At 63.4% G+C, this 24,316-nt stretch carries 20 protein-coding genes; 12 read left to right on the forward strand and 8 right to left on the reverse strand.

Annotation, left to right across the window (positions count from 1 at the left end; genetic code table 11):
* Position 1 precedes the first annotated feature (1 nt).
* Entirely contained in the window at positions 2-1,486 is a 1,485-nt protein-coding gene (locus B0E55_RS28210) for a DHA2 family efflux MFS transporter permease subunit (RefSeq protein ID WP_019749321.1), read from the forward strand.
* Here B0E55_RS28210 and B0E55_RS28215 read toward each other — a convergent pair.
* The gene (locus B0E55_RS28215; protein WP_443216817.1) at positions 1,446-2,804 is read right to left on the reverse strand and encodes an FAD-binding oxidoreductase; all 1,359 of its coding nucleotides are present in this window, start codon (positions 2,802-2,804) and stop codon (positions 1,446-1,448) included. The two genes, B0E55_RS28210 and B0E55_RS28215, sit on opposite strands and share 41 nt — an antisense overlap.
* 40 nt (positions 2,805-2,844) lie before the next feature.
* Between B0E55_RS28215 and B0E55_RS28220 the strand changes: the two genes are divergently transcribed.
* The 4 genes from B0E55_RS28220 (at position 2,845) to B0E55_RS28235 (ending at position 6,702) form a co-directional block, all read left to right on the forward strand.
* Positions 2,845-3,645 (forward strand): enoyl-CoA hydratase/isomerase family protein, encoded by an 801-nt coding sequence (locus tag B0E55_RS28220; protein ID WP_021344976.1) that lies wholly within the window; start codon positions 2,845-2,847, stop codon positions 3,643-3,645.
* 93 nt (positions 3,646-3,738) lie between these two features.
* The gene (locus tag B0E55_RS28225; RefSeq protein ID WP_080910927.1) at positions 3,739-4,932 is read left to right on the forward strand and encodes a class I adenylate-forming enzyme family protein; all 1,194 of its coding nucleotides are present in this window, start codon (positions 3,739-3,741) and stop codon (positions 4,930-4,932) included.
* A 35-nt stretch (positions 4,933-4,967) separates the two neighbouring features.
* Positions 4,968-5,729 (forward strand): crotonase/enoyl-CoA hydratase family protein, encoded by a 762-nt coding sequence (locus B0E55_RS28230; RefSeq protein WP_019749317.1) that lies wholly within the window; start codon positions 4,968-4,970, stop codon positions 5,727-5,729.
* A gap of 7 nt (positions 5,730-5,736) precedes the next feature.
* Positions 5,737-6,702, forward strand: coding sequence for an adenosine deaminase (locus B0E55_RS28235; RefSeq protein ID WP_019749316.1), 966 nt, complete (start codon positions 5,737-5,739; stop codon positions 6,700-6,702).
* A 3-nt stretch (positions 6,703-6,705) separates the two neighbouring features.
* Here the strand turns inward: B0E55_RS28235 and B0E55_RS28240 are convergent, their stop codons facing one another.
* Positions 6,706-8,019: a D-arabinono-1,4-lactone oxidase gene (locus B0E55_RS28240; RefSeq protein WP_080910913.1), complete on the reverse strand. Its 1,314-nt coding sequence runs from the start codon at positions 8,017-8,019 to the stop codon at positions 6,706-6,708.
* 78 nt (positions 8,020-8,097) lie between these two features.
* On the opposite strand from B0E55_RS28240, the gene B0E55_RS28245 reads away from it, so the two are divergent.
* Together B0E55_RS28245 and B0E55_RS28250 are read left to right on the forward strand one after the other, a co-directional pair.
* On the forward strand, positions 8,098-8,745 hold the full coding sequence (locus tag B0E55_RS28245) for a TetR/AcrR family transcriptional regulator (RefSeq protein ID WP_172403544.1): 648 nt from the start codon (positions 8,098-8,100) through the stop codon (positions 8,743-8,745).
* Between the two features lie 70 nt (positions 8,746-8,815).
* Positions 8,816-9,991 carry an amino acid deaminase/aldolase gene (locus B0E55_RS28250; RefSeq protein WP_080910915.1) on the forward strand — a complete coding sequence of 392 codons (1,176 nt, stop codon included), beginning with the start codon at positions 8,816-8,818 and terminating at the stop codon, positions 9,989-9,991.
* Between the two features lie 28 nt (positions 9,992-10,019).
* Here B0E55_RS28250 and B0E55_RS28255 read toward each other — a convergent pair whose 3' ends face one another.
* Complete coding sequence (locus B0E55_RS28255) at positions 10,020-13,463, reverse strand: TM0106 family RecB-like putative nuclease (protein WP_080910916.1); 3,444 nt, start codon at positions 13,461-13,463, stop codon at positions 10,020-10,022.
* 83 nt (positions 13,464-13,546) lie between these two features.
* Between B0E55_RS28255 and B0E55_RS28260 the strand changes: the two genes are divergently transcribed.
* Positions 13,547-14,188 carry an alpha/beta hydrolase gene (locus B0E55_RS28260; protein WP_080910917.1) on the forward strand — a complete coding sequence of 214 codons (642 nt, stop codon included), beginning with the start codon at positions 13,547-13,549 and terminating at the stop codon, positions 14,186-14,188.
* A gap of 5 nt (positions 14,189-14,193) precedes the next feature.
* On the opposite strand, the gene B0E55_RS28265 is transcribed toward B0E55_RS28260, so the two are convergent.
* Positions 14,194-14,811 carry a cysteine hydrolase family protein gene (locus B0E55_RS28265; protein WP_042952418.1) on the reverse strand — a complete coding sequence of 206 codons (618 nt, stop codon included), beginning with the start codon at positions 14,809-14,811 and terminating at the stop codon, positions 14,194-14,196.
* Between the two features lie 92 nt (positions 14,812-14,903).
* Here B0E55_RS28265 and B0E55_RS28270 point away from each other — a divergent pair, with 92 nt between their 5' ends.
* From B0E55_RS28270 to B0E55_RS28280, 3 genes are all read left to right on the forward strand, one after another.
* Positions 14,904-15,605, forward strand: coding sequence for a FadR/GntR family transcriptional regulator (locus B0E55_RS28270; RefSeq protein WP_021344968.1), 702 nt, complete (start codon positions 14,904-14,906; stop codon positions 15,603-15,605).
* Positions 15,602-16,972: an FAD-binding oxidoreductase gene (locus B0E55_RS28275; RefSeq protein WP_080910918.1), complete on the forward strand. Its 1,371-nt coding sequence runs from the start codon at positions 15,602-15,604 to the stop codon at positions 16,970-16,972. Before B0E55_RS28270 ends, B0E55_RS28275 begins: the two co-directional genes overlap by 4 nt.
* 78 nt (positions 16,973-17,050) lie before the next feature.
* Positions 17,051-18,046: an NAD-dependent epimerase/dehydratase family protein gene (locus B0E55_RS28280; RefSeq protein WP_080910928.1), complete on the forward strand. Its 996-nt coding sequence runs from the start codon at positions 17,051-17,053 to the stop codon at positions 18,044-18,046.
* Positions 18,047-18,102: 56 nt separating this feature from the next.
* Here the strand turns inward: B0E55_RS28280 and B0E55_RS28285 are convergent, their stop codons facing one another.
* From B0E55_RS28285 to B0E55_RS28300, 4 genes are all read right to left on the reverse strand, one after another.
* Positions 18,103-19,890, reverse strand: coding sequence for an AMP-dependent synthetase/ligase (locus tag B0E55_RS28285; RefSeq protein ID WP_019749307.1), 1,788 nt, complete (start codon positions 19,888-19,890; stop codon positions 18,103-18,105).
* 139 nt (positions 19,891-20,029) lie between these two features.
* On the reverse strand, positions 20,030-20,728 hold the full coding sequence (locus B0E55_RS28290; RefSeq protein WP_019749306.1) for a hypothetical protein: 699 nt from the start codon (positions 20,726-20,728) through the stop codon (positions 20,030-20,032).
* A gap of 126 nt (positions 20,729-20,854) precedes the next feature.
* Entirely contained in the window at positions 20,855-21,481 is a 627-nt protein-coding gene (locus tag B0E55_RS28295; RefSeq protein WP_024487772.1) for a phosphoribosyltransferase, read from the reverse strand.
* Between the two features lie 55 nt (positions 21,482-21,536).
* Positions 21,537-22,364, reverse strand: coding sequence for a carbon-nitrogen hydrolase family protein (locus B0E55_RS28300; protein ID WP_020908425.1), 828 nt, complete (start codon positions 22,362-22,364; stop codon positions 21,537-21,539).
* Between the two features lie 102 nt (positions 22,365-22,466).
* Here B0E55_RS28300 and B0E55_RS28305 point away from each other — a divergent pair, with 102 nt between their 5' ends.
* Positions 22,467-24,242 carry a DEAD/DEAH box helicase gene (locus B0E55_RS28305; RefSeq protein ID WP_003945121.1) on the forward strand — a complete coding sequence of 592 codons (1,776 nt, stop codon included), beginning with the start codon at positions 22,467-22,469 and terminating at the stop codon, positions 24,240-24,242.
* Positions 24,243-24,316 lie beyond the last annotated feature (74 nt).

A 24,316-nucleotide genomic window follows, 5' to 3' on the forward strand; every position in this document is an offset into this window, starting at 1 on the left:
GATGGAAAAGCAGGTCAATCCCTGGCACGCGCTGTGGGCGCTGTGTATCGGGTTCTTCATGATTCTGGTGGACAGCACCATCGTCGCTGTCGCCAACCCCGCGATCATGGAGGACCTCGGCACCGACATCAACAAGGTCGTCTGGGTCACCAGCGCGTACCTGCTGGCGTACGCGGTGCCGCTGCTCGTCACGGGCCGACTCGGTGACAGGTTCGGTCCGAAGAACCTGTACATGATCGGCCTCGTACTGTTTACCGGCGCATCACTGTGGTGCGGTCTGTCCGGCAGCGTCGAGATGCTCATCGTCGCAAGGGCTTTCCAGGGTCTTGGTGCTGCAATGATGACGCCTCAGACGATGGCCGTCATCACACGCACGTTCGCGCCGAACAAGCGTGGCGCCGCAATGGGTCTGTGGGGCGCCGTTGCCGGTGTTGCCACCCTGGTGGGTCCGCTTGCCGGTGGCGTCCTGGTGGACAATCTCGGATGGGAATGGATCTTCATCGTCAACGTCCCGGTTGGTGTCATCGCCTTCCTGCTCGCGTGGAAGCTCGTTCCGTCGTTGCCGACCAGCGAGCACAAATTCGACATCCCCGGCGTGATTCTCAGTGCCGCAGGCATGTTCCTTCTGGTGTTCGGAATCCAGGAAGGCAGTTCGTACGACTGGAACGGATTCGTCTGGAGCCTGATCGGCGCCGGTGTGGTGTTGCTCGCGGTGTTCGTGTTCTACCAGTCGCGCAACAAGAACGAACCCTTGCTTCCCTTGGAGCTCTTCAAGGATCGCAACTTCTCACTCGCCAATGTCGCCATCACCGCGATGGGCTTTGCGATCACGTCGATGGTCCTTCCGCTGATGTTCTACACACAGGCAGTTCGTGGCCTCTCCCCGACGCAGTCGGCGTTGCTGCTCGTTCCGATGGCAGTGCTGACCGGTATCTTCGCCCCGATCATCGGCAAGCTCGTCGACAAGACACATCCGCGCTACATCGCCGGCACCGGCTTCTTGCTGTTCGCCGTCGCCTTGGGTTGGCTGGCACTGGTGATGTCTCCCGACGTCGCGATCTGGGAACTGCTCCTGCCGATCGGCCTGATCGGCTTCGCCAACGCGTGCATCTGGTCTCCGCTCGCGGCCACCGCCACACACAACCTGCCTCCGATGCAGGCGGGCGCGGGCGCCGGCGTCTACAACACCACCCGGCAGGTGGGTGCGGTTCTCGGCAGCGCTGCGATCGGCGCTCTGATCACTGCACGATTGGCGGCTCAGGGACTGACCGGCGGCAGTTCGGAAGCCGGCGTGGGTCACCTCCCAGAGTTCGTCCGTGAACCGTTCAGCACGGCGATGTCGGAGTCGATCTGGCTACCTGCGGGTGTGCTGCTCATCGGTTTCGTCGCGTCGGTGTGCTTCGCCCGGCCTTTACGCGGGGACGCGCACGACGACGCGATGGCCGTCAGTGCCGAAGCGCGTCGGGAAACATCACTGCGCGATTGAGATAGTCGCTCGGGTCAAGGGCTCGCTTGATCGCCCACATCGTGGCTATGTCCTGCGCCGAGAGGGCCAGGTCCAGATAGTTGCGTTTGAGCGAGCCCACCCCGTGCTCGGAACTGACGTTTCCGCCGTGATCGCGAACCAGTTCGACGACACTGCGATACACGGTGTCGGCGTTCGGGCAGTTCAGGACGTTGAGGTGGATGTTTCCCTCGGCGACGTGTCCGAACAGGATCGGAATTGCCTCGGGCGCTCGGCTCGCGATCACCGCCGTTGCGTCCTCGGTGAAGGTGGCAAGCGAGTCCAGCGGTAGCGCCGCGTCGAATTTCAGTGGGGGACCGAACAATCCGACCACCTCGGCGAAGCATTCGCGGGCCGCCCACAAGCGCGTCGAGCCGGGGGCGTCGACCGCCACGGCCGGGGTCTGCGGTGGGCCGATGCGTTCGAGCAGCTCGGCCAGGTCTTCCAGCGGATCGTGGGCCGCGGACACCTCGGCGAGGAGGTACCACGGTCGCCCCGTCGGAACCGCGGCGTTCAAATGGCGTGCGGCCAGTTCGAGACCGCGCCCGTCCAACAATTCGAGTGCGTCGACGCCGTCGAGAGTGCGCAACACTCGCCCCGCCTCGACGACGTCTTGGAGTGTGTCGAAACCGATCAGCGACGTCACGCGGTAGGTTGGTATCTTCCGTAATTTCAGGTCGACGGAAGTGACCACCCCTAGAGTTCCTTCGCTACCGACCCACAGCGCGGGCAGGTTGTATCCGGAGTTGTCCGACAGCACTTTCGGTGACCGGCGCACCGTTGTTCCGTCGGGGAGTACCACCTCGAGTCCGAGCACCTGTTCGGCCATGTTCCCGTATCGAACCGTGTGCAGGCCACCGGCATTGGTGGACACCATGCCGCCGATCGTCGCAGTGTCCCGCGAGGCTATGTCGACACCGAACTTCAAACCGGCGGCGGCCGCCGCGGAATGTACCTGCGCGAGTGTCACTCCCGCCCCGACGGTGATCCGCCCGGCGGCAAGATCGACGTCGCCGATCGCCGCGAGGCGTTCGGTGGAGAGCAGGACGTCGTCGTGTTCTGGCACCGTGCCGGCGACCAGGCCCGTTCGCCCGCCCTGAACGGTGACCGGTACACCGCGGGAGCGGCACACGTTCAGCAGTGCAGCGATTTCGGCTGTATCGGCCGGTCGGACCAGGGCGCAGGCACGGCCCGTGTACCGCCCTGTCTGATCGGTGGAACGGGTCGCCAACACGTCGGCGTCGGTGACGACGAACCGGTGTCCCACAACGTCCGCGAGCGCATTTCTCAGACCGTCCACCCGACGATCGTAGGCCGGTTCGATGTGGCAGTGTGGCGGGATGACTGCTCCCGAATCGCATCCCACCCGTCTCGAGCGCTTCACCACCGATGGTGGTGCCGAGGTGGCTGTCCTGACGTTCGCGCACGGACCACTCAATCTGTTCGATCAGGCCATGTTCGACGCGGTCATCGCCGATGTTGCGGCGCTGACCGAAAACCCACCGCGCGCGGTGCTTCTGCGCGCCGAGGGCAAGGTCAACTCGGCCGGCGTCGACGTCCATGTGTTCGACGGCCTCGACCCGGAGCAGGGCGCGGAGTTGTGGCGCCAACTGTTCGCCCAGATCTGCCATCCGCTCGAGGCGTTGCCGTGCCCGGTGATCTATGCGGCGCACGGGTTGACGCTGACTGCTGCATTCGAGATCTCCTTGGCCTGCGACATCATCCTCGCGGCGCCCAAGGCGAAGTTCGGACTGGTCGAGACAGTGGTCGGACTGACGCCGTCCATGGGTGGACCGCAGCGTTTGGCCGAGCGTGCCGGTTCCGGACGGGCTCGGGAGTTGGTCATGACCGGCGACCTCTACGACGCCGTAACCCTGCACTCGTGGGGCGTCGTCAATGCAGTTCACGACGATGTCGATGCTGCGGCGCGTGCCCTGGCGACCAGGCTGGCGGACGGACCCACGCGAGCCCACGACGCCACCAAGCAGATCGTCGCGGCCTGGCGTTCCGGCGGGATCGCTCATGCGGATTCGGTGACTCCCGGAGTGTCCGGTGCGCTGTTCGCCACCGATGACCTACGCGGCGCTGTCCGCAGTTTCCTCGACGTCGGACCGGGCAAAGCGGTCTACTCCGGAAAGTAAGTTTGCGACGATTATCGCCAGAGACCTCCACGAACTGTGATCCACGTCATATAGTCGAATGGCCGGTGGGTTGTCAGTGACGTGGAGGTATCGATGCGGTCGACGCTTGTGGAATACCCGTGTTCGAATCAGCTCCTCGCCGACGCCCGCGTCACCCGCGCCGGTGACGGGGTGCTTCGGTACAGCCAACTGGACCCGTCGTTGTCCGAACTACTGGACATCGCCGTCCATCGGTTCTCCTCACGCGTCGCGGTCGAGGAGGTCGACGGCGAGCAGGTCACCTTCGCGGAGCTGTGGGCCGAGGCGTCGCGGGTCGCGGGAGGGCTGAAGTCGCGAGGCGTCGAGATCGGTGACCGTGTGGCCATTCGTGTCGCCGCTGGGGTGAGATGGATGGAGGCGTGCCTCGGCGTCATCCTCGCCGGCGGCGTTCCGGTCTCCGTCGGTGTGCACTTGAGTGATGACGCGGCGGACTTCGTCATCGCGGACAGTGGTTCGGTGTTGGTGCTCGACGGGGAACTCCCGCACGGTGTTCCGTTCATCGACGACGGCGCCGCCCCGGACGAGATGGCGGTCCTCGCGTACACCGCGGATTCTTCGGGCGAGATGCTTGGCGTCGAGTTGAGTAACGAGAACGTGCTTTCTGCCATCGTCGGAATTCTGCACTCGCGTGACTACGGCGTCGAAGGTGTGCGGAATCTGCTGGTGGACAACGACTTCAAGTCGGTGCGGCACTTCGTGCACGTGCTCGCGACGTTGGTGGTCGGTGGAACGGTGGTCCTCGCCGGGGACTTCTGGCGTGAGAGTGTGCATACCGTCGACATCGTGACCGGGCGGCCCGAGGACTTGCTCGAGCCACGGTTGCTCACGCTCGGACCGGCGGCACGTGCCGGTTCGAGGTCGGTGCAGTGGATCGATTGCAGCGGGTCGCCGATCACGGCCGAACAGGAATCCAAGCTGCTGACTCTGTTCCCGGCCGCTCGGCATGTGATCGGGTGGGGTAAAACCGAAACCTGTGGGGCTGGTCTCATTCTGCCAACCGAGTCGGCGCCCACCCACCTCGGAAGCGTCGGAATCGCTTTCGGTGGAATGGAAGTGGCGTTGTACGGCCCGGATGCGCCAGGTGGTTTCGGCGAGTTGTTGTGCCGTGGACCGAGTGTCACGCGTCGGTATTGGAACTCGCCGCAAGCGACCTCGACGAGGTTCACCCAGGGGTGGTTCTGCACTCACGACACCGCGCAGATCGACCCCGATGGCTTCGTCCGTATTGTCGAACGCAACGTCGCGTAGTCACGCGAGCGTGGTCGACAAACGAGAGGGACATCATGGCGGACGAGGTTCTCACCGAGCGGCGCGGGCGGACACTGATCATCACCATCAACCGGCCCGAGGCGCGTAACGCCATCAACTCGGCGGTCAGTCACGCGTTGGCCGCCGCGGTCGAAGAGCTCGATGCGGACGACGATCTGTCCTTGGCCGTGCTGACAGGAGCCGGCGGAAACTTCTGTGCCGGTATGGATCTGAAGGCATTCGTGGCCGGCGAGAACGTCCTCGTGCCGGGACGCGGTCTCGGATTCACGGAAGGGCCACCGCGTAAGCCGATCATTTCGGCGGTCGAGGGCTTCGCGTTGGCAGGCGGCACGGAACTCGTGCTTGCCACCGACCTGGTGGTGGCGTCGTCCGAAGCGAAGTTCGGTATCCCGGAGGTCAAGCGAGGACTGGTTGCAGGTGGCGGCGGATTGTTGCGCCTGCCCAAGCGGATTCCGTACCAGAAGGCTCTGGAACTGGCGCTGACCGGCGACAGTTTCACCGCCGAGGAGGCATACCGCTACGGCTTCGTGAACACGTTGACCGAACCGGGCAAGGCGCTCGACGGCGCACTGGAGCTGGCTGATCGAATCACCCGCAACGGACCGCTCGCGGTAGCGGTCACCAAGGAGATCATCGTCAAGGCCGGCGGTTGGTCCGACGATGAAGCTTTCGCGAAGCAGTTGCAGGTCATGGCGCCGGTATTCGCATCCGAAGATGCACGCGAGGGTGCGACGGCGTTCGCCGAGAAGCGCGCCCCGGTCTGGAAGGGGCGGTAACACCGACATGGCTACACCTGTCGCAGAACTGCACATGCACATCGAGGGTTCTCTGGAGCCCGAACAGATTTACCGACTTGCCGAGCGCAATCGAATGGATCTGCCGTACAAGGACATCGACGATCTGAAGTCGAGGTACGAGTTCACCGACTTGCAGTCGTTCCTCGATCTCTACTTCGCCAACATGGCCGTCCTGCGCACCGCGGAGGATTTTGCCGACCTGACGCGAGCGTACTTCCGCCGGGCGGCTGCGGCCGGCGTCGCGCATGCCGAGTTCTTCTTCAATCCACAGGCGCACGTAGTCCGTGGTGTTCCGCTGACCGAGGTCCTGGACGGGATCATGGATGCGGTGGCATCGAGCGAGCGCGAGTTCGGGCTCAGCAGCGCGGCAATCGCCGCCATCCTCCGAGATCAGCCCGTCAAGGACGCCGAGGAGATCTTCTCCGAGATAATTCGCCTGCAGGCTCCGATCGTCGGGCTCGGACTCGACTCCGCGGAGGTCGGCAACCCGCCGTCACTGTTCGAGGACGTGTTCGCCCGCGCGCGTGCCGAGGGTTTGCACGTCGTCGCTCACGCCGGCGAGGAGGGACCGCCCGAGTACATCTGGCAGGCGCTCGACATTCTCGGCGCCGAGCGGATCGACCACGGAGTCCGGGCACTCGAGGATCCTGCCCTGATCGAGCGTCTGGTCGACGAGGAGATTCCACTGACGGTCTGCCCGTTGTCGAACGTTCGTCTGCGGGTGTTCGATTCGCTGTCGGATCATCCGCTTCGATCGATGCTCGAGATGGGTTTGATCGTCACGGTCAACTCCGACGACCCGGCCTACTTCGGGGGATACGTCGACGACAATTTCACCGAACTGGGCCGAGCCTTGGGTCTGACCGAGGCCGAGCGAGACACCCTCGCCCGGAACTCGATCAAAGCCTCGTTTGCGAGCGATGCACGAAAAGCGGAACTGCTGCGGCGCTGACCGTCAGTCGCCGAGTACCTGACGCAAGTATTCGTTGTCGAACACACGATTCGCGTCGTACTTGTCTCTCACGGCGACAAAGTCGTCGAGTCGGTCGTACGTAGGACGCAGGTCGTCGACGGTCCGGTTGTGCATTTTTCCCCAATGCGGCCGGCCGTCGACGGCGCGGGCGATGGCTTCCACTGCGGCGAAGTATTCGGTTTCGGGTCGTCGGTGGTACTGGTGTACGGCGATGTATGCGGTGTCGCGTCCGTGAGCAGTCGAGAGCCAGAGGTCGTCGGCGGCAGCAAAACGTACTTCGACGGGGAACGCGACGTTAGTTCCGGACTTCTTCATCCAGCGGTCGATTTCGTGGAGTGTCTCGGTGACGTGTTCGCGGGGAATCGCGTATTCCATCTCCTTGAACTTCACCCGGCGCGAAGACGCGAATACTCGGTAACTGCGATCGGTGAACTCCCGGGCGCCGAGCAATCGAGACGACACGTTGTTGATTCTCGGGATCGCGGCCGGTGCCAGGGTGGCAACGCGGTTGACACCTTCGAAGAGTGTGTTCGAGAGGAGTTCGTCGTCGACGAACGCGCGGACCTTGCCCACTGGATCGGGTTCGGTATCTCCGGGCAGTCGCGTATTGCTCTTCGTCAGGACACGGTCGGTGTGCGGAAACCAGTAGAACTCGAAGTGGTCCAAGCCCAGACGATCGCTCTCGAGGGTGTCCAGTATGTGAGACAGCGTGTCGGGTTCCTCGATTGCGCGAAGTGTGAATCGCGGGACGCAGGCGAGAGTGATCTTCGAAATGATGCCGATTGCGCCCAATCCGAGGCGGCCTGCTTCGAACAATTCGACGTTTTCGTCAGCGCTTGCGGTAACGACGGATCCGTCGGCGAGAACGATCTCGATTCCGCGAATCTGTGTGGCGATACCGCCGAATCGTGCGCCGGTGCCGTGTGTGCCGGTGGACGTCGCGCCGGCCAGTGACTGGACGTCGATGTCACCGAGATTGGCCATCGCATATCCGCGTTGCCACAAGGCCTCGTTGAGAGCATGAAGGCGAGTGCCTGCAAAAACAGTGACCAGCGCACCGTCGTCGGTCGGCGTGATCGAGTCGATTCCGCTCAAGTTGTCCAGGCTGACGAGGATACCGTCGGTGACCGCGACACCGGTGAACGAATGGCCGGCGCCGACGGCCTTCACACGTTGGCCGCGCGCCGCGGCCTCGGCGACCAACGACGAAAGTTCACGGGTATTTGTCGGCGTCGCAAAGCGACGCGGCGCGGCACTTTGAGTGCCCGCCCAGTTCTGCCAAGTGTCCGAAGCCATTACGCAATAATGTACTTGGACGGTCGTCCAGGCAAGTATTGCGCGAAGATTTTGTCATTTGCGTTCTACGATCATTGGATGCTGAACAGGCTTCCGGCGGACGAACGCCGCACACAATTGGTCGAGTCCGCTTTGTCTATTGCGGAACAGCGCGGTGTCAGTTCTGTGACGGTAAGGGCGGTGGCAGAGGAGGCCGGCGTATCGCTCGGCGTCGTTCATTACTGCTTCGAGAGCAAGGAAGCGCTGATCGCGGCAATGGGTGAAACGCTCATTCTGCAGCTCAGTGCGTCGATGCAGTATGCGTTCGCGCAGGTCCGCCATGCGCCGGATCTCAGTGGCGTGCAGGGGCTCAGGGAATTGCTGCATATCGGCCTGACCGGAATGTGGCCGACCATCGAAGCAACCCCGGATCGCCAGTTGTTGACCTACGAAATTACCGCGCAGGCACTGCGTAGTCGCAATCTCGGAGCCGAACGTGCTGGGGCAGTTGCATTTGAGCAGTACCGAATCATGGATGAGCTCGCGGTGTCGTTTCTCGAAGAGTGCGCCAAGATATCGGGCACGGTGTGGACGGAGCCGTTGAGTTCGATTGCGCGACTGAGTCTTGCAATGATCGACGGCCTTGTTCTGCGTTGGCTGGTTGATCGTGACTCCGACGCGACCATTGCCGAGTTCGGAGAAATGGTTCAGGTAATCGCCAATAAAGCAGTGGGCGCGCCTCAGTAGAACCGCCATCCTGGACATACGTCCAGGATTGGTGATTGACTGGTCGCACGCCGCGACGATTGGATCATCTGTGACCAGGACCCTCGATCGACTCACTGCTGCCACGCGAGAACTCGACCCGCCTCTGGCTGCTCTGGATCTGACCACACTGCGCAGTAATGCAGCCGACCTGGTGCGCCGCGCCGGTGGAACCCCGGTGCGAGTGGCGAGCAAATCGGTTCGTTGTCGTACGGTTCTGACTGAAACTCTCGGTGACACACTGACTGCATCCGGCGGGTTCCGCGGAATCATGGCGTACTCACTGCGCGAGGCTCTGTGGCTGGTCGGGCTCGGCGCACGGGACATCCTGATGGGATACCCGACCGCCGATCGTGGCGCCATCGCGGATCTCGCTGCCGATGACACCGCCCTCCAATCGATCACCTTGATGGTCGACGACGATGCGCAGTTGGATCTCATTCGTTCGGCGTCGACGGGAGATGCGCCTGTCCGGGTGTGTCTCGACGTCGATGCGTCACTTCGGATCGGTCCGATTCATCTAGGCGTACGACGCTCGCCGCTGCGCGAACCTGCCGCGGTCGCCGCACTCGCGGCGCGTGCTCGTCAGCGCGGATTCTCCGTCGTCGGCGTGATGTTCTACGAAGCCCAGATCGCCGGCCTCCCGGACACCAGCGCTCCGATCGGTTGGGTCAAGAAGGCCTCTGCCCGCGAACTGGCGTCCAGAAGGGGCGCTGTGGTCGCGGCCGTCACCGATGTCGTGGGTGCACTCGAGATCGTCAACAGCGGCGGTACGGGGTCGCTGGAGGTCAGCTCGGCCGATCCTGTGGTGACCGAGGTAACAGCAGGCTCCGGACTGTACGTACCGACCCTGTTCGACCGCTACCGTGCCTTCCGTCCCGATCCGGCGCTGTTCTTCGCACTGTCGGCCGTGCGCAAGCCGACGCCGTCGGTCACGACCCTTTTCGGCGGCGGATACATCGCGTCGGGACCTGCCGGAGCCACCCGCGTTCCGTCACCGGTCTGGCCCGCTGGTCTCAAACTGCTCCGCAACGAAGGAGCCGGCGAAGTCCAGACACCGGTCACCGGGAAGGAAGCCGGAAACATCGCGATCGGCGACCGCGTATGGTTCCGTCACGCCAAAGCCGGCGAGCTGTGCGAGCGCTTCGACCGCGTGTATGTGGTCGAAGCCGACGGCACCCGAACCTCGGTTCCCACCTACCGCGGCGAAGGGCAGTGTTTCGGGTAGGACAGGCTTTGGGTGTGAAAATATTTGGCTAGCTCGTCAACCTCATGAACGCGCCCAGCTCCACCAATCCTGCGGGCGTGCTCGGCATGTACTGCGTCAACGCGTGTGATCGGACGATGATCGCGCACCACTTGCCGCGGGAGACAGCAACATTGAGGCGGTTCCGCGACAGGAGGAACGACATTCCTCGCGGGACGTCCTCGACGGCAGATGCGGCCATCGACACGATTGCCACCGCGGCCTCGCGGCCCTGGAACTTGTCGACGGTCCCGACCTCGACCTCCGTGAGACCGGCTTCGGTGAGATCGCGCTCGACGGTACCGACCTGGGCGTTGTATGCCGCGACCACGAGGATGTCCGACTGCTCCAGGGGCCGGGTTCCCTCGAACTCGCTCGGATCGGTCCATGGCGTACCGAGAAGGCCCTGGATCTGGCGAACGATTTCCTGGGACTCTTCCGGGGAGTACGTGGAATTGCCGCGGTGATCGACGAACACCGTGTGCACTCCGGCAGCGAGTCCGTCGAGTTTTCTTGCCGCACTCACGGTTTCCTGAGAATGGAGCTTGCCCTCGTACGACAGTGCGGACACGGGCGCACACAGATCCGGGTGCATCCGCCAAGTCTTCTCGAGGAAATAGCCGAGTTCGGGTGGCAGTGCGCCGTGTCCCTCGGCGAGCCAACCGAGCGCCGATTCGTCGACAGGTTCGGGGTGAGTACCTTGGCTCACCTGCGGCAACTGCTGCGGATCGCCCAGCAGCAACAGGTTTCGCGCGGAAATCGCGACGGCAATGGTGTTGGCGAGCGCGAACTGGCCCGCCTCGTCCACCACGAGCAGGTCCAAGCTGCCCGCTGGAACACGATCGGTGTTCGCGAAGTCCCACGCAGTGCCGCCGATGACGCAGCCGACGCCTTCGGCCTCGGCGATGAATCCCGCATATTCTTCGGATGCGATGTCCTGCCATTCTGCGGTCTTGCTGCGGCTGCCCTTCTTCGCGACCAGTGCAGGGTCCACGCCGGCCTTCAGAATGCCGCCGAGCATGTTCTCGACCACCGAATGTGATTGAGCCACCACTCCGATTCGCCACTGATGTTGTTCGATCAGTGTCTTGACGACACGAGCACCCGTGTAGGTCTTGCCCGTACCAGGGGGACCCTGTACTGCCGCGTAGGAATCATCGAGGTCGAGAAGTGCGGCGGTGATGGCGTCCGCGTAGTTGTTGTCGGTGCCGACGGGCGGGAGCGGTGAACCCGAGCGTGTCCTCGGGGTGCTGCGCCGGAGAATGTCGACCGCTGCTACGGGTGGCAGTTCGGGCAGGATCTCGCTGGCGCCGGATGCGGCAGCGGCGATGGACTTCTCCATGCGTCCGGTGGGAATCGGACGACCAGGTGCCAATGCGACTGGAGCATCGAGGTATTCGTCACCGCCGAGCAGTTCTTCGACGGTGACCACGTCGAGTCCTTCGGACTTGACCACGGCCGTGACCTTGACGCTGCTGGTGCCGCGTTGGGTGGGGTTCTCGCTTGCAACGGCATCGGGGGAGGGGGTTGCGTAGAGAGCGAACAGATCACTGCCCGGGCTCAAAGACGTTCCGGTGCCGAAACTTCCGGTCAGCTGAATGTGTCGACGGAACTTCTTCTGACGTGGGGTGCTCTTGTGCCAGTCCGCCTCGATTTCGGACTGTTCGACCACCATGACGTCGCGGATGTCCACCAGGTCTTCGATCGGTGTGACCAATCGGTCGAAGTGGGCCCACCAGTACGGCTTCCGCTCACGATTGTGGTACCCCACCGCAGCAGCCAGTAGAGCAGCTGCCTGCTGATCGGGGGTACGCGCCGAACCTGCCTTGTGTCCTGCGAATTCGCGGAGCGCGATCTCCGATTCGGTGAGCTCCTCGAGTGGAATCTTGATCTGCCCGGTCGGCTCACGAAGTTCGACGCCGTGTTCTGCGGCGCGCTCGGCAAGCCAATCGCGCAGGCGCAGAGTGGATTCGCAGTCGTATTCGTTGTAGTCGGAGATGCCCTGAAGAAGTTCCCTGGCCTGGTCGGCTTGTCCGCCGTCGCGCAATTGGCAGTAGTCGGCATAAGCGACAACCGAAGCGGCGGCGTTGGTCACGTCGCCGTCGCGGCCGTGCTCACCCATGTAGAGCGGCTCGAGTTTCTTGATGCTGTACGAGCGTTGTCCGATCCGCAGGCAGGCGCGGACGATCGGGTACAGGTCCACGAGCACGTTCTCGCTGAGCAGCGTGTCCACCGTCTGCTCGCCGACACCGTGACGTGCGGCCAAGCGCAACAGCGCCGATTTCTCGTACGCGGCGTAGTGATAGATGTGCATGCCGGGGTGAGCTTCTCGGCGCGCGGTGACATAGTCGAGGAAGTCGAGGAGTGCCTGGCGTTCACCGTCGCGATCGTGTGCCCAGAACGGCTTGAACACGTAGTCGTCCGCCGGTCCTTCGACCACACCGAAAAGGTATTCCAACCCCCAGTCGGTGGATCCGTCCTCGGCCCAGAGCGGATCGCCCTCGAAGTCGAAGAAGATGTCGCCGTCGTCGGGGACGGGTAGTCCGCCGAGCGCCGAGGGTTCGTAGACCTCGAATTCGGCGTTGCCGGATTGTTCCTGACGAAGTTGAACCGCGGCCTGTGCACGGAGTTTGTCGAGTGTTTCCCGTCGAATTCCCTCGACAGGGCCGGTGCTCGCGGCGAGTTCGTCAATTGTCGTGATCCCCGAGACGATCAGTTGTTCACGCTGATTGCCGCGGACGCCCGCAACCAGCAGCAGGTCCCGATGGCTTTCGGCTTCGACGCTGCAGGTGTTGCATCGACCACAACGCAGGTACCGATCGTCGAGCCACTGTGTCGGTTTCCCCTCAGCACGGTGCTCGTCGAGGACTCGTTCGAGTTCAGCTCTGCGTGCTGCGAATACCGGCGCGATGTCTCCGATGTCGTGCGACGACGTGCTGCCGTCGCCGAGCAGTAGATGAACCTGATCGGAGGCGGCAATTGCATTGCGCTCCAACGCATCCGCGTATGCGGCGAGTTGTAGAAGTGCCGACACCTTGGCGTGCCGGGAGAGCTTGCTGTCGTAGACCGCGTAGGTGTTGCCTTCGCGGACGAGGAAATCGCAGAACCCGAGGAATCGGCCGTCGAAAAAGGTTCCCTGATAGATGACTGGCGCGCCCGATCGGGCTGCCTCGACGGTGGCCAACGTGGCGGCGGTCAGGCCTGCGCGTGAGTGTTCCGGTCGCGGCATGACGACGACGCCGTCTCCGTGTTGATCGATGAACTTCTGAAGCTGTTCGCGCTCGTGCGAGTCGCCGAGGCTCGACGTCCGCTCGAGCATCGGATCCGCCTCGGCCGCCTCGGCTGAGATCAGACCGGTGCGGGCGTCGAGTTGTCGCAACAGTGCGAACTCGCACGAGGCCGCGGCCGAGAGGTCGCTGGCGCTGTAGACGATCTGATCATCGAGTAGGAACACACGGAGATTGTGCCATCGCTCACCGACAAGGCAACCCACCAGTAATCGCCCACCGCCCGCGGATACCCGTAGGAGAGTGCAGAATGACGAGCATGCCCTTCTTCGACGGACGAACCGGTCAGGTGCACTTTCGGCATTGGCCGGCGGCAGGGGGCGCAGTGCCCACTGTGTCTTTGGTCTTTCTGCACGGCCTCGGTCAGCACAGCGGGCAGTATCACCGTTTCGCGGGCGCAATGACGGCGTCGGGGATCGACGTGTGGGCGATCGATCACACCGGGCACGGTTTGTCGGAGGGTGATCCGGGAGTCGGGGCTCCGCTCTCCGATCTTGCTGCCGATGCAGCCGCGCTGGCTGACATCGCCTTGGCGGAACTGCCCGACGTTCCGCAGGCGGTGATGGGTCATTCGTTAGGTGCTGTGACTGCGCTGACGGTGCTGGCTCATCGCGATCACGAATTCGCGTCCGCGGTGTTGTGCGGCATTCCGCGCAGCGCGGTGGAGCAACACGGGTGGGCGGAACTCTCCGACGCGGGCATCCCAGTCCTGGTCGTTCACGGTACCGACGACCGGATCGCCCCGGTCGATCCCGTCCGGGATTGGGCGCGGACGCTGCGCAACGTCGAGATGCGCGAGTTCGAGGACGCCGGTCACGACCTGCTGCACGAGAAGGTTCACGCCAGTGTCACCAACGTCAGCCGTGAATTCCTTCTCGCGCATTCCAGGTAGTCCTCTCAGGAGAGCGCGCCGAGCACCTCTTTCGACGTGACGGGGTGCGAGAACATCGGGTAGTCGTAGGTGATTGCGTTCTCGTGTTCGGCGACCGAGGTGCCTGCCACGCAATCGGTGAGTGTGATGACCCGGTAACCGTTCTCGTATCCGGTGCGCATGGTCGATTCGACGCAGCAGTTGGTCAGGAAGCCGCCGAGAACGATCGTGCGAATTCCTTTGCTGCGCAGAATGAAATCGAGGTTGGTGCTGGCAAAAGTGTCGAGTCCGCGCTTGCCCTCGATGACGATGTCGCCGTTTTTCGGGGCGAGTTCGTCGACGATCGCAGCTCCCCAGGAACCCTTCACGAAAGCCTTGCCGTCGACGACGCCCTTGAGGATGCCGTACGGATGCGAGGTGATTTCGTTGTATCCCTCGGCGAAGGTGATCGGTGCGTGCATCACGGTGACACCTGCCGCCCGAGCCGCATCGACCAGCGCAGTGGTGTTCGCGAGGAGTCCGTTCGATTCCATGACCGGAGCGACGGCCTCGTGAAGAACACCGCCCTCGGTGGTGAAGTCGTTCTGGTACTCGATGAGCACGACGGCTGTGGTTGCTGGATCCAATTCGAGCTTGTCGGTCATGGTCGACACCTTGTCTGTTGTGGTCCGGGTCACGAATCTCCTCAATTAAACAGTTTGTCAGACAAGCAGGCAAGGGGTGGTAGCGTCGCGGGATGGATACGACTCCGTTGTCGCGCATGCCGCTCAGCCTTGCCGTGTCGGGAAGAATCCGTGCTGCCATACTCGACGGCTCGCTTCCCGTCGGCGAGGCGTTGCCGACCGAACAGGAACTCGCGCAGACGTTCTCGGTGGGTCGGTCGACGGTGCGCGAGGCACTTCGTGTCCTGCAGGCACAGGGATTGTTGACCGGCGCGGACACCACCTCTACTGCCAGGCCTCGGGTGACGCACGAGCACACCGCCGATTCTGCGGCCACCGCTCTCAGTACGGCACTGCAAGTGGGCGCGGTTCCGCTCGGCGATCTTGTCGAATTGCGAGTGCTGCTCGAAGCTGCTGCGCTGCGAACCGTCGCCGTCGTGCCAGACGACGCCCGGGCTGCGATCGAGCGAATGCGCATCGCAACACTTGCCGACGACTCGGTCGCATTCCACGACGCCGACGTCGACTTTCACGTTGCGCTCGCCGGAGCGGGCGGCAACAAGGCGTTCGGGTTGGTCATGACGGTTCTCCGCGACAGCATCGCCGGCTACCTGCTGAGCGAACTCGACTCGCGCGAGAACTCGGCGGCCACGCTCGGCGCACTGCTGGCAGAGCACGAGGGTATCGCCGACGCGATCGAGCGCGGCGCAGCTGACGAGGCCGCCGATTTGGTCGAGCGCCATGTGCGCGGATTCTACGAAGGACGAACGGAATGACCACGAGTATCGATCTGTTGGGTGAACGCTTGCAGAAAGCGGTGGGGGACAGGGCGACAACCGATCCCGACCGGATGGGCGCCTACGTCCGGGATCAATCACTGCTCACTGCAGCCGGAAGGCCCGCCGCGCTGGTCAAGGCGAAGGCGGTCGACGACGTCGTCGCGGTTATGACAGTGGCGCACGAACTCTCCGTTCCGGTGGTGACACGAGGGGCAGGTACCGGGTTGGCCGGCGCTGCCAATGCGCTCGACGGGTGCATCGTCTTGAGCGTCGCGGGCATGGATCGCATTCTCGAGATCGATCCTGCCGCGCGCACCGCCACGGTGGAGCCCGGAGTGATCAACGGTGACCTGGCGGAAGCTGCTGCACAGCAGGGTCTTTGGTACGTACCGGATCCGGGAAGCCGGGCCATCTCGAGTATCGGCGGCAATCTGGCGACAAATGCAGGCGGCATCTGTTGCGCCAAGTACGGCGTCACCGGTGATCACGTCGCGGCCCTGACGGCGGTACTCGCCGACGGGCGTGTGATCCGTACCGGTGCACGGACGCGCAAAAATGTTGCGGGGCTGGACCTGACACATCTGCTCGTGGGGTCGGAAGGAACTCTCGCGGTCATCGTCGAAGCCACGATGCGGTTGCGTACGGCGCCCACTGCGGCGACCACCGTCGTCGCCTTCTTCGATTCCGCGGAGTCCGCGATCGATGCCGTCCTCGCCGTGTCGGCAGTGGCCGAACCGTGTCAGATGGAGTTGATGGACGACGTCACCATCGGCGCGGTCAATCGGCTGACGAAGATGGGGCTGGACGAATCGGCCGGGGCGATGCTGCTCATCCAGTGCGACGGTAGGTCGGCGGCCGCCGAGGCAGCGGACTGCGCCGCGGCGTGCGAAAGTGCCGGGGCTCGAGAGGTTTTCCACACCTACGATCCCGTGGAAGGTGAAGAGTTCACTGCCGCCCGCCGGATGGCGTTGCCAGCTCTCGAGGCGTTGGGCACGGTACTTCTCGACGACGTCGCGGTGCCGGTGCCGGCGTTGCCGTCCATGTTGGAATGCATTCGTGAAGCGGCCGATCGCCACGGTGTCACGATCGGAACCTTCGGCCACGCCGCCGACGGCAATCTCCACCCGACCATCGTGTTCGACGCTGCCGAAACGGGAGCGCAGGATCGTGCGCGCGGAGCTTTCGACGATATCGTTGCCGGCGCACTGGCATTGGGCGGAACGATCAGCGGTGAACACGGTATCGGGGTTCTCAAAGCGCCGTACATGGCAGACATGGTCGGCCAGACCGAACGCCAGTTGATGCTTGCGGTGAAGGCCGCATTCGATCCGAAGAGCATTCTCAATCCCGGACGGGGTATCTGAGCGCTTCTTCCGACCCTCACTCGTCGGAAATTGCGCTACCAGACGAACTTGTAGCTGCACGACGCTTTTCGAGTGACGATGGCCGTCATGAAGCTGCTGATGCTCGGAGGAACACGGTTCCTCGGCCGTGCCCTCGTCGACGACGCCCTGGCACGGGGCTGGGAAGTGACAGTGCTCCATCGGGGGCTCACCGGAGCGCCACCACCTGCCGCGGAGGTTCTGTTCGCGGATCGCACCGATCAGCGAGCGATGGTTGAGGCGCTCGGTGATCGTCGATGGGATTTTGTCGTCGACACCTGGTCCGGTAGCCCCCGAGTTGTCGGTGAGAATGCACGCGTCTTGCACGGTCACGTCGACCGGTACGCATACATCTCCAGTGGATCCGTCTACCAATGGGGCTTGCACGTGGACGAGGGCTCGCCGGTGGTTGCCGCATCTGCGACGTCCGATGACTACAGCGATTACGCGTCCGCCAAACGCGGAGCCGAACTCGCTGTCCTGGAATCCTTCCCGGACGCGCTGCTCGCGAGGGCAGGGTTGATCCTCGGCCCGCACGAGGACATCGGGCGGTTGCCGTGGTGGTTGCAGCGCATCGCTGAGGGCGGACGCGTCGTTGCTCCCGGAGCGCCGACCAGACCGTTGCAGTACGTCGATGCCCGCGACATCGCATTGTTTGTCCTGTCCGGACTGGCGGCCGAAATCAGCGGGACGTACGACGTCATCAGTGCGTCCGGGCACACCACTACCTCCGGGCTCCTCGAGGCGTGCGTGGACGCCACCGGTTCGGGTGCGGAGTTGGTGTGGATCGACGAGGACCGACTTGCAGCAGCGGGAGCGCAACCGTGGACACAACTGCCGTGTTGGGTCCCGCAAGAGGGCGAGTTCGCGGGTTTCCTCGAAGCCGACACTGCCAAGGCGGCGCGGGCAGGGTTGCGGTGCCGTCCCGTCGAAGACACCGTGCGCGATACCTGGGAATGGATGCAACGGGAAACTCTGCCGACCCAGCGGGAGGATCGTGCGGTGCACGGCCTTCCATCCGAGATCGAAAAGGAACTACTCTCCGCCGGAGAGTGAAACGAGTCTGGCCCGGTTCGCATTCGAACCGGGCCAGACTCGTGAAAGACGATCGATCAGGCGTACAGATCGCTGATCTTGGTCTTGTGAGCTTCGTGAATGATGTTGCGCTTGAGCTTGAGCGTCGGCGTCAATTCACCGGTCTCCTGGGTGAAGTCGACCTCGAGGATCGTGTACTTCTTGATCTGCTCGGGGTTGGAGACCTTCTTGTTCGCGTCGGCAACGGCCGAGTCGATCTCGGCGATCAGGTCGGCGTTCTTCACCAGATCTGCGATAGCGGTGCCGGCGGGCAGGCCGTTGCGCTCGACCCAACCGGGCAGAGTCTCCGGATCGAGGGTGATCAGTGCACCGATGAACGGCTGACCGTCGCCGACGACGAGGCACTGGCTGATCAGAGCGTGCGCACGCAGGGAATCCTCGAGGCCTGCCGGTGCGACGTTCTTGCCTCCGGCCGTGACGATGATTTCCTTCTTGCGCCCGGTGATGGAGACGTAGCCCTCGTTGTCGATCGATCCGAGGTCGCCGGTGTGGAACCAGCCGTCGACGATCGATTCGGCCGTCGCCTTGTCGTTGTGCCAGTAGCCGGCGAACACGACCGGGCCCTGCAGGAGGAGTTCGCCGTCCTCGGCGATCCGTGCTGCATGGCCGTTGATCGGCTTGCCGACGGTGCCGACGCGCTGCGCGCTCGAGGTGTTGACGGTGATTGCGGCGCTGGTCTCGGTGAGTCCGTAGCCCTCGTAGATCGGGATGCCGACGCCGCGGAAGTAGTGGCCGAGACGCGCGCCGAGGGCTGCGCCACCGGAGACTGCACGCTCGCACTCGCCGCCCAGAGCTGCGCGCAACTTCGAGTAGACGAGCTTGTCGAATACCGCATGCTTGAGCTTGAGTGCCAGCCCGGGTCCACCCTTTTCGAGGGACTCGCTGTATTCGATGGCAGTGGCGGCAGCCTTGTCGAAGATGCTGCCCTTACCGCCGTCGACTGCCTTCTGGCGAGCCGAGTTGTACACCTTCTCGAACACGCGCGGTACCGAGAGGATGAAGTTCGGCTTGAAACCGGCGAACTGCTCGAGGAGCGTCGTCAGATCCGACGTGTGGGCGACGGTGACCTTGGCGTCGAAAGCGCCGAAGGAGATCGCTCGCGCGAATACGTGGGCGAGCGGCAGGAACATCAGCGTCTTCTTGCCGGGGACCATCGACTCCGGCATCGCCAGGCGGCAGGCGTTGGACTCGGCGTAGAAGTTGGAGTGCGTCAGCTGGACGCCCTTGGGGCGTCCGGTGGTTCCGGAGGTGTAGATCAGGGTCGCGGGCGAGGCAGCGGTGACCTGGTGACGACGAGTGTGCAGTTCTTCGTCGGTGATTGCCGAACCGCGACTGGACAGCTCGTCGATAGCACCTGACTCGATGACCAGAACCTCGCGGAGGGCTTCTGCACCGTCGGTGACTTCCTTGTGAGTCTCCGCGTGCTTGGCCGTTTCGACGACCAGAAGTGTTGTCGCGGAATCCTCGAGGATCCACTGCGCCTGATCAGGGGAGGAGGTCTCGTAGATCGCGACGGTGCATCCGCCGGCAGTCCAGATGGCGTAGTCGAGAACGACCCACTCGTAGCGAGTTGCTGACAGGATAGCGACGCGGTCGCCGAGCTCGACGCCCGAAGCGATCAGGCCCTTGGCAACTGCGGAGACCTGCTTCGCGAATTCAGCTGCAGTGACGTCGACCCATCCACCGTTCGACGGCCTCTTGAACGGCACGAATGTGGGGTCTTCTTCGGCGTGACGGAACACGGAGTCGGCCATGGATACGTTCTCCGGAATTGAGAACGACTGTGGAACTGAGAACTCGCGCACTATTGACCCCTCCAGTGACTACTGACATTTCTGATGTGCATTGCATCACATTAGTCGTCATTTTGCACTGTCGTTACTATTCGGTAGAACTGGTCGGGCGCTGACCTGCAGTTTAGTGTGACCGCCTGTTTACAGGTACTCAGGCGACGTGTTGGAGCATGCGGCCGTGCACGGACAACCACCGGCGAATTGCGTAGTCCAATCGGTCCGGATCCACTCCGAGTTGCTCTGCAGTAGCTGCAAGGATCTCCGAGGTGTCTCCTGGCAACTCGGTGGTGCCGAGTGTTGCGCTGATGAACGTGTCGGCAGCGGTACCCAGATCGGTGTGTGGAATTCCGGCCAACATCAACAGGTGTGCCCAGGTCACTTCGGAACCGTCTCCGCAGGCGTCCACCCAGGCAAGGTGAACCGCATCGAGAGCGTTGTCGGAATCTGCAGCAGAGAGCAGGTCCTCGACGCTGTTGATCCGCAAGTGATGGAGTTTCTCGGCGACCTGTTGGATGTGACGTGCCTCGATCGGGACACCCGTCGCCGTGTAGCGACGCTTGTACGAGCCGATCTTGCCTGCCCACTGGTCCGAACTCCCGGCTTCCTCGAAGGTGCGGAGTAGTTCGCGTGCGCCGTCCGTGACGGGTTTGTCTTCGCGGGCTTTCCGGTAGGCCAGGTAGCGATCTACGACGGTCACTTCGCTGTGACCCGACGTGGACTGAACGGATTCGATGATGCACAGGGCGAGGCTCTGTCGATAAGCGTCTGACGCAACCCAGGCGGAAGGGTCGCCCAGGCGGTCACGGCACGCAGCTGCGACGGCGTCGACGGTATCGGTCGAGATGGTCACGGTTCCTCCAGAAAGCCGAATTCTTTTTGTTCCATTTGGGCTATCGGCACCGAGGAGCGAAATGTTGCACACATCACAAATTCTCAGAGATCTCTTGGACTGCGCTCAGGCTGGAGGGGTGTCCTCTCAGGCGAGGAAGGTCAGCACTTCGTCGTCGCTGAGTTGATGAAAGTCCTCGAATGCAGCACCGACGCCGCCCAGCAGGGCAGGAACGAAGGGGCAGACGACCCGATCGGCTGAGCACGCGATCACTCTCATTGCTTCAGGGGAGGCAACTGGGACAGCGACGATGACGGAGGCAGCACCCGCGGTGCGCGCGCAGCGGCAGGCAACGGCGGCACTCGCACCCGTGGCCATTCCGTCGTCGACGATCACTGCGGTGCGTCCGTGGAGGGAAACCGGGGTCCGTCCCTCGCGCAGGAGCCGCGCTCGCCGTTCCAATTCGGTTCGTTCGTCGCGTTCGACGGCGACGAGTTCACTTTTCGAGACGCGAACCGCTGCGATGACGTCGTGATTGAGGACCCGCACGCCACCCTCACCGATGGCGCCCATCGCCAGTTCCGGGTTGTACGGACTGCCGAGCTTGCGCACCACCACGATGTCCAGCGGAGCGTTCAGTGCCGCAGCCACCTCGGCTGCGACCGGTACTCCGCCGCGTGGGAGTCCGAGAACGACAGGCTTGTCGAGACGCAAAGACTCGAGCCGCCCGGCCAGAAATTTGCCGGCGGAAGATCGATCCCGATACTGGGTCACTGCGTTGTCCTCGAGAAGCTCGAACCCCGACCTGTTCGACGCTACCCGCTGCAGGTCACCGCGACGAGACTGTGAACCTCCGCAGCGCGAGAGCGGGATTCTTCTCGCGTACTTCGGCGATGCGAGCGGCCGAAACAGTCGCGGCGGCAACCCCGACCTGCTCGCCCAGTGAACACATCACGACGCCCATCGGATCGACGATCATGCTGGCACCCGCGCCGCCGCGCGCGCTCTGGTCAGCCGCTGCGATGTACATCGTGTTCTCGATGGCCCGGGCGCGTACGAGAGTGGTCCAGTGGTCTTCCTTGAGCGGCCCGGGCACCCACTGGGCGGGCAGGAGCAGGATGTCCGCGCCGACGTCGACTATGCGCCGGGTGACTTCCGGGAAGCGCAGGTCGTAGCAGGTCTGGAGGCCGAAGGTCAGGCCGTCGCACCCGAATGTCTGCGGTTCCGTGATGTCGCCGGCACGGATCACGGCCGACTCCTGGTAACCGAATGCGTCGTAGAGATGCAGCTTCCGGTAGGTCGCCACCAGTTCGCCGTTCGGGTCCATCGCGACGAGGGTGTTGGAGATTCTGCTCACGTCGTCGATCCGCTCGTTCATTCCCGCTACGAGGAAGATTCCGAACTCCGCGGCGACCGCCGCCAATGCCGAACCGAATTCGCCGTCCAGGTCCTCCGCGGACTCGATCAGTCGTTCATCCGTCTTCGGTGCGGTGAACATCGAGTATTCCGGCGCCACGACAACTTTCGCGCCCCGTGCTGCTGCATCGGAAGCCAGTGATCGCAGTGATTCGAGGTTGGCTTTCTTGTCCGTCCCCGGGGCGAATTGGGCAATCGCGACAACGGTCTGGGCGGGGGTGGCAACGGTGGCTTCGGTCATGCTCCATACGCTAGGCGAAACCCGCTGGGAGGGTGGATCTGTCGTAAATGCACCCCCGGTATGTCGTCGTGTCTATACTCTATCCGCTAAACTGCTGGTCAAATGAGTGATATTGAGCGTGACCCCGAACCCCCAACATTTGCCGACCTCGACATCGATGATCGGGTACTGAAGGCACTGTCAGACGTGGGCTACGAGTCGCCCTCGCCCATTCAGGCTGCCACCATTCCGCCGCTGCTCGAAGGCAAGGACGTCGTCGGTCTCGCACAGACCGGTACCGGCAAGACCGCAGCTTTCGCAGTTCCAGTCCTGTCGCGGATCGACACGTCGATCAAGCAGACCCAGGCGCTGGTGCTTGCTCCCACGCGTGAGCTGGCGCTTCAGGTTGCCGAGGCATTCGGCAAGTACTCCGCGCACATCCCCGGACTCAACGTGCTGCCGATCTACGGTGGCCAGAGCTACGGCGTCCAGCTGTCGGGCCTGCGCCGCGGCGCACACGTCGTCGTCGGTACCCCGGGTCGTGTCATCGACCATCTCGAAAAGGGCACCCTGGATCTGACCAATCTCAAGTACCTCGTTCTCGACGAGGCCGACGAGATGCTCAAGATGGGGTTCCAGGAGGACGTCGAGCGCATCCTCCGCGACACCCCCGGCGACAAGCAGGTCGCCCTGTTCTCCGCAACGATGCCCGGCTCGATTCGCCGGATCTCGAAGCAGTACCTGAACAATCCGGTCGAGATCACCGTCAAGTCCAAGACGTCGACCGCCTCGAACATCACGCAGCGCTACATTCAGGTTGCTCATCAGCGCAAGCTCGATGCACTGACCCGAGTCCTCGAGGTCGAGGCATTCGAGGCGATGATCATCTTCGTCCGTACCAAGCAGGCCACCGAAGACCTGGCGGAGAAGCTGCGGGCCCGCGGGCACTCGGCCGCCGCGATCAACGGCGACATCGTCCAGGCACAGCGTGAGCGGACCATCGGTCAGCTCAAGAACGGCGCCCTCGACATCCTTGTCGCGACCGACGTTGCCGCTCGAGGCCTCGACGTCGATCGAATCTCCCACGTCGTCAACTACGACATCCCGCATGACACGGAGTCGTACGTTCACCGCATCGGTCGTACCGGCCGCGCCGGTCGTCAGGGTGACGCGTTGCTGTTCGTCGCTCCGCGTGAGCGTCATCTGCTCAAGTCCATCGAGAAGGCGACGCGTCAGCCGCTTGCGGAGATGCAGCTTCCCAGTGTCGACGACGTCAACGCCCAGCGCGTGGCCAAGTTCGGTGACTCCATCACCGAGAGCCTGGCCTCGGAGAATCTCGCGATGTTCCGCAAGATGATCGAGGACTACGACCAGGAACACGATGTTCCGCTCATCGACATCGCTGCCGCTCTGGCATTGCAGTCGCGCGACGGCGAAGCATTCTTGCTTTCTCCCGAGCCGCCGGCACCGCCGCGTCGTGAGCGCGAGCCGCGTGAACCGCGTCCCCCTCGTCGTTTCGACGACGGCCCGGCTCCTCGCTCGCGTGGACCCGAGGGCCAGGAGTTGGCTGCATACCGCATTGCAGTCGGCAAGCGTCACCGCGTCGTTCCGGGTGCCATCGTCGGTGCCATCGCCAACGAGGGTGGACTTCGTCGAAGCGACTTCGGGCACATCAGCATTCGCCCGGATCACAGCATCGTCGAGCTGCCGGCCGACCTCTCCAACGAGACTCTCGAAGCTTTGCGTCGCACACGCATCTCCGGCGTCCTGATCCAGTTGCAGCCTGATTTCGGCCCGCCGCAGGGACGTCCGAGTGGCCGTGGCGACCGTGGTGGCCGGGACGATCGCGGTGGACGTGACGACCGCCGCGGTGGCGGACGCGATCGCTACAACGACTGACCTACAGCTTCAACGACTGACATAAAGACTGAAACAGGCGCTGCCCTCCGCGAGGAGGACAGCGCCTGTTTTCT

Origin of the sequence: Rhodococcus sp. 66b, assembly GCF_002076325.1 — a bacterium.
GTDB classification, from domain to species: domain Bacteria; phylum Actinomycetota; class Actinomycetes; order Mycobacteriales; family Mycobacteriaceae; genus Rhodococcus_F; species Rhodococcus_F erythropolis.

Excerpts from the sequence above, each read along its gene's own strand:
- B0E55_RS28220 (WP_021344976.1), top strand. The coding sequence starts at position 2,845 with ATGACTGCTCCCGAATCGCATCCCACCCGTCTCGAGCGCTTCACCACC.
- B0E55_RS28240 (WP_080910913.1), bottom strand. The coding sequence starts at position 8,019 with ATGGCTTCGGACACTTGGCAGAACTGGGCGGGCACTCAAAGTGCCGCG.
- B0E55_RS28275 (WP_080910918.1), top strand. The coding sequence starts at position 15,602 with ATGACCACGAGTATCGATCTGTTGGGTGAACGCTTGCAGAAAGCGGTG.
- B0E55_RS28265 (WP_042952418.1), bottom strand. The coding sequence starts at position 14,811 with ATGACCGACAAGCTCGAATTGGATCCAGCAACCACAGCCGTCGTGCTC.
- B0E55_RS28305 (WP_003945121.1), top strand. The coding sequence starts at position 22,467 with ATGAGTGATATTGAGCGTGACCCCGAACCCCCAACATTTGCCGACCTC.
- B0E55_RS28280 (WP_080910928.1), top strand. The coding sequence starts at position 17,051 with ATGGCCGTCATGAAGCTGCTGATGCTCGGAGGAACACGGTTCCTCGGC.
- B0E55_RS28270 (WP_021344968.1), top strand. The coding sequence starts at position 14,904 with ATGGATACGACTCCGTTGTCGCGCATGCCGCTCAGCCTTGCCGTGTCG.
- B0E55_RS28245 (WP_172403544.1), top strand. The coding sequence starts at position 8,098 with ATGCTGAACAGGCTTCCGGCGGACGAACGCCGCACACAATTGGTCGAG.
- B0E55_RS28225 (WP_080910927.1), top strand. The coding sequence starts at position 3,739 with ATGCGGTCGACGCTTGTGGAATACCCGTGTTCGAATCAGCTCCTCGCC.
- B0E55_RS28235 (WP_019749316.1), top strand. The coding sequence starts at position 5,737 with ATGGCTACACCTGTCGCAGAACTGCACATGCACATCGAGGGTTCTCTG.
- B0E55_RS28230 (WP_019749317.1), top strand. The coding sequence starts at position 4,968 with ATGGCGGACGAGGTTCTCACCGAGCGGCGCGGGCGGACACTGATCATC.
- B0E55_RS28300 (WP_020908425.1), bottom strand. The coding sequence starts at position 22,364 with ATGACCGAAGCCACCGTTGCCACCCCCGCCCAGACCGTTGTCGCGATT.
- B0E55_RS28260 (WP_080910917.1), top strand. The coding sequence starts at position 13,547 with ATGACGAGCATGCCCTTCTTCGACGGACGAACCGGTCAGGTGCACTTT.
- B0E55_RS28210 (WP_019749321.1), top strand. The coding sequence starts at position 2 with ATGGAAAAGCAGGTCAATCCCTGGCACGCGCTGTGGGCGCTGTGTATC.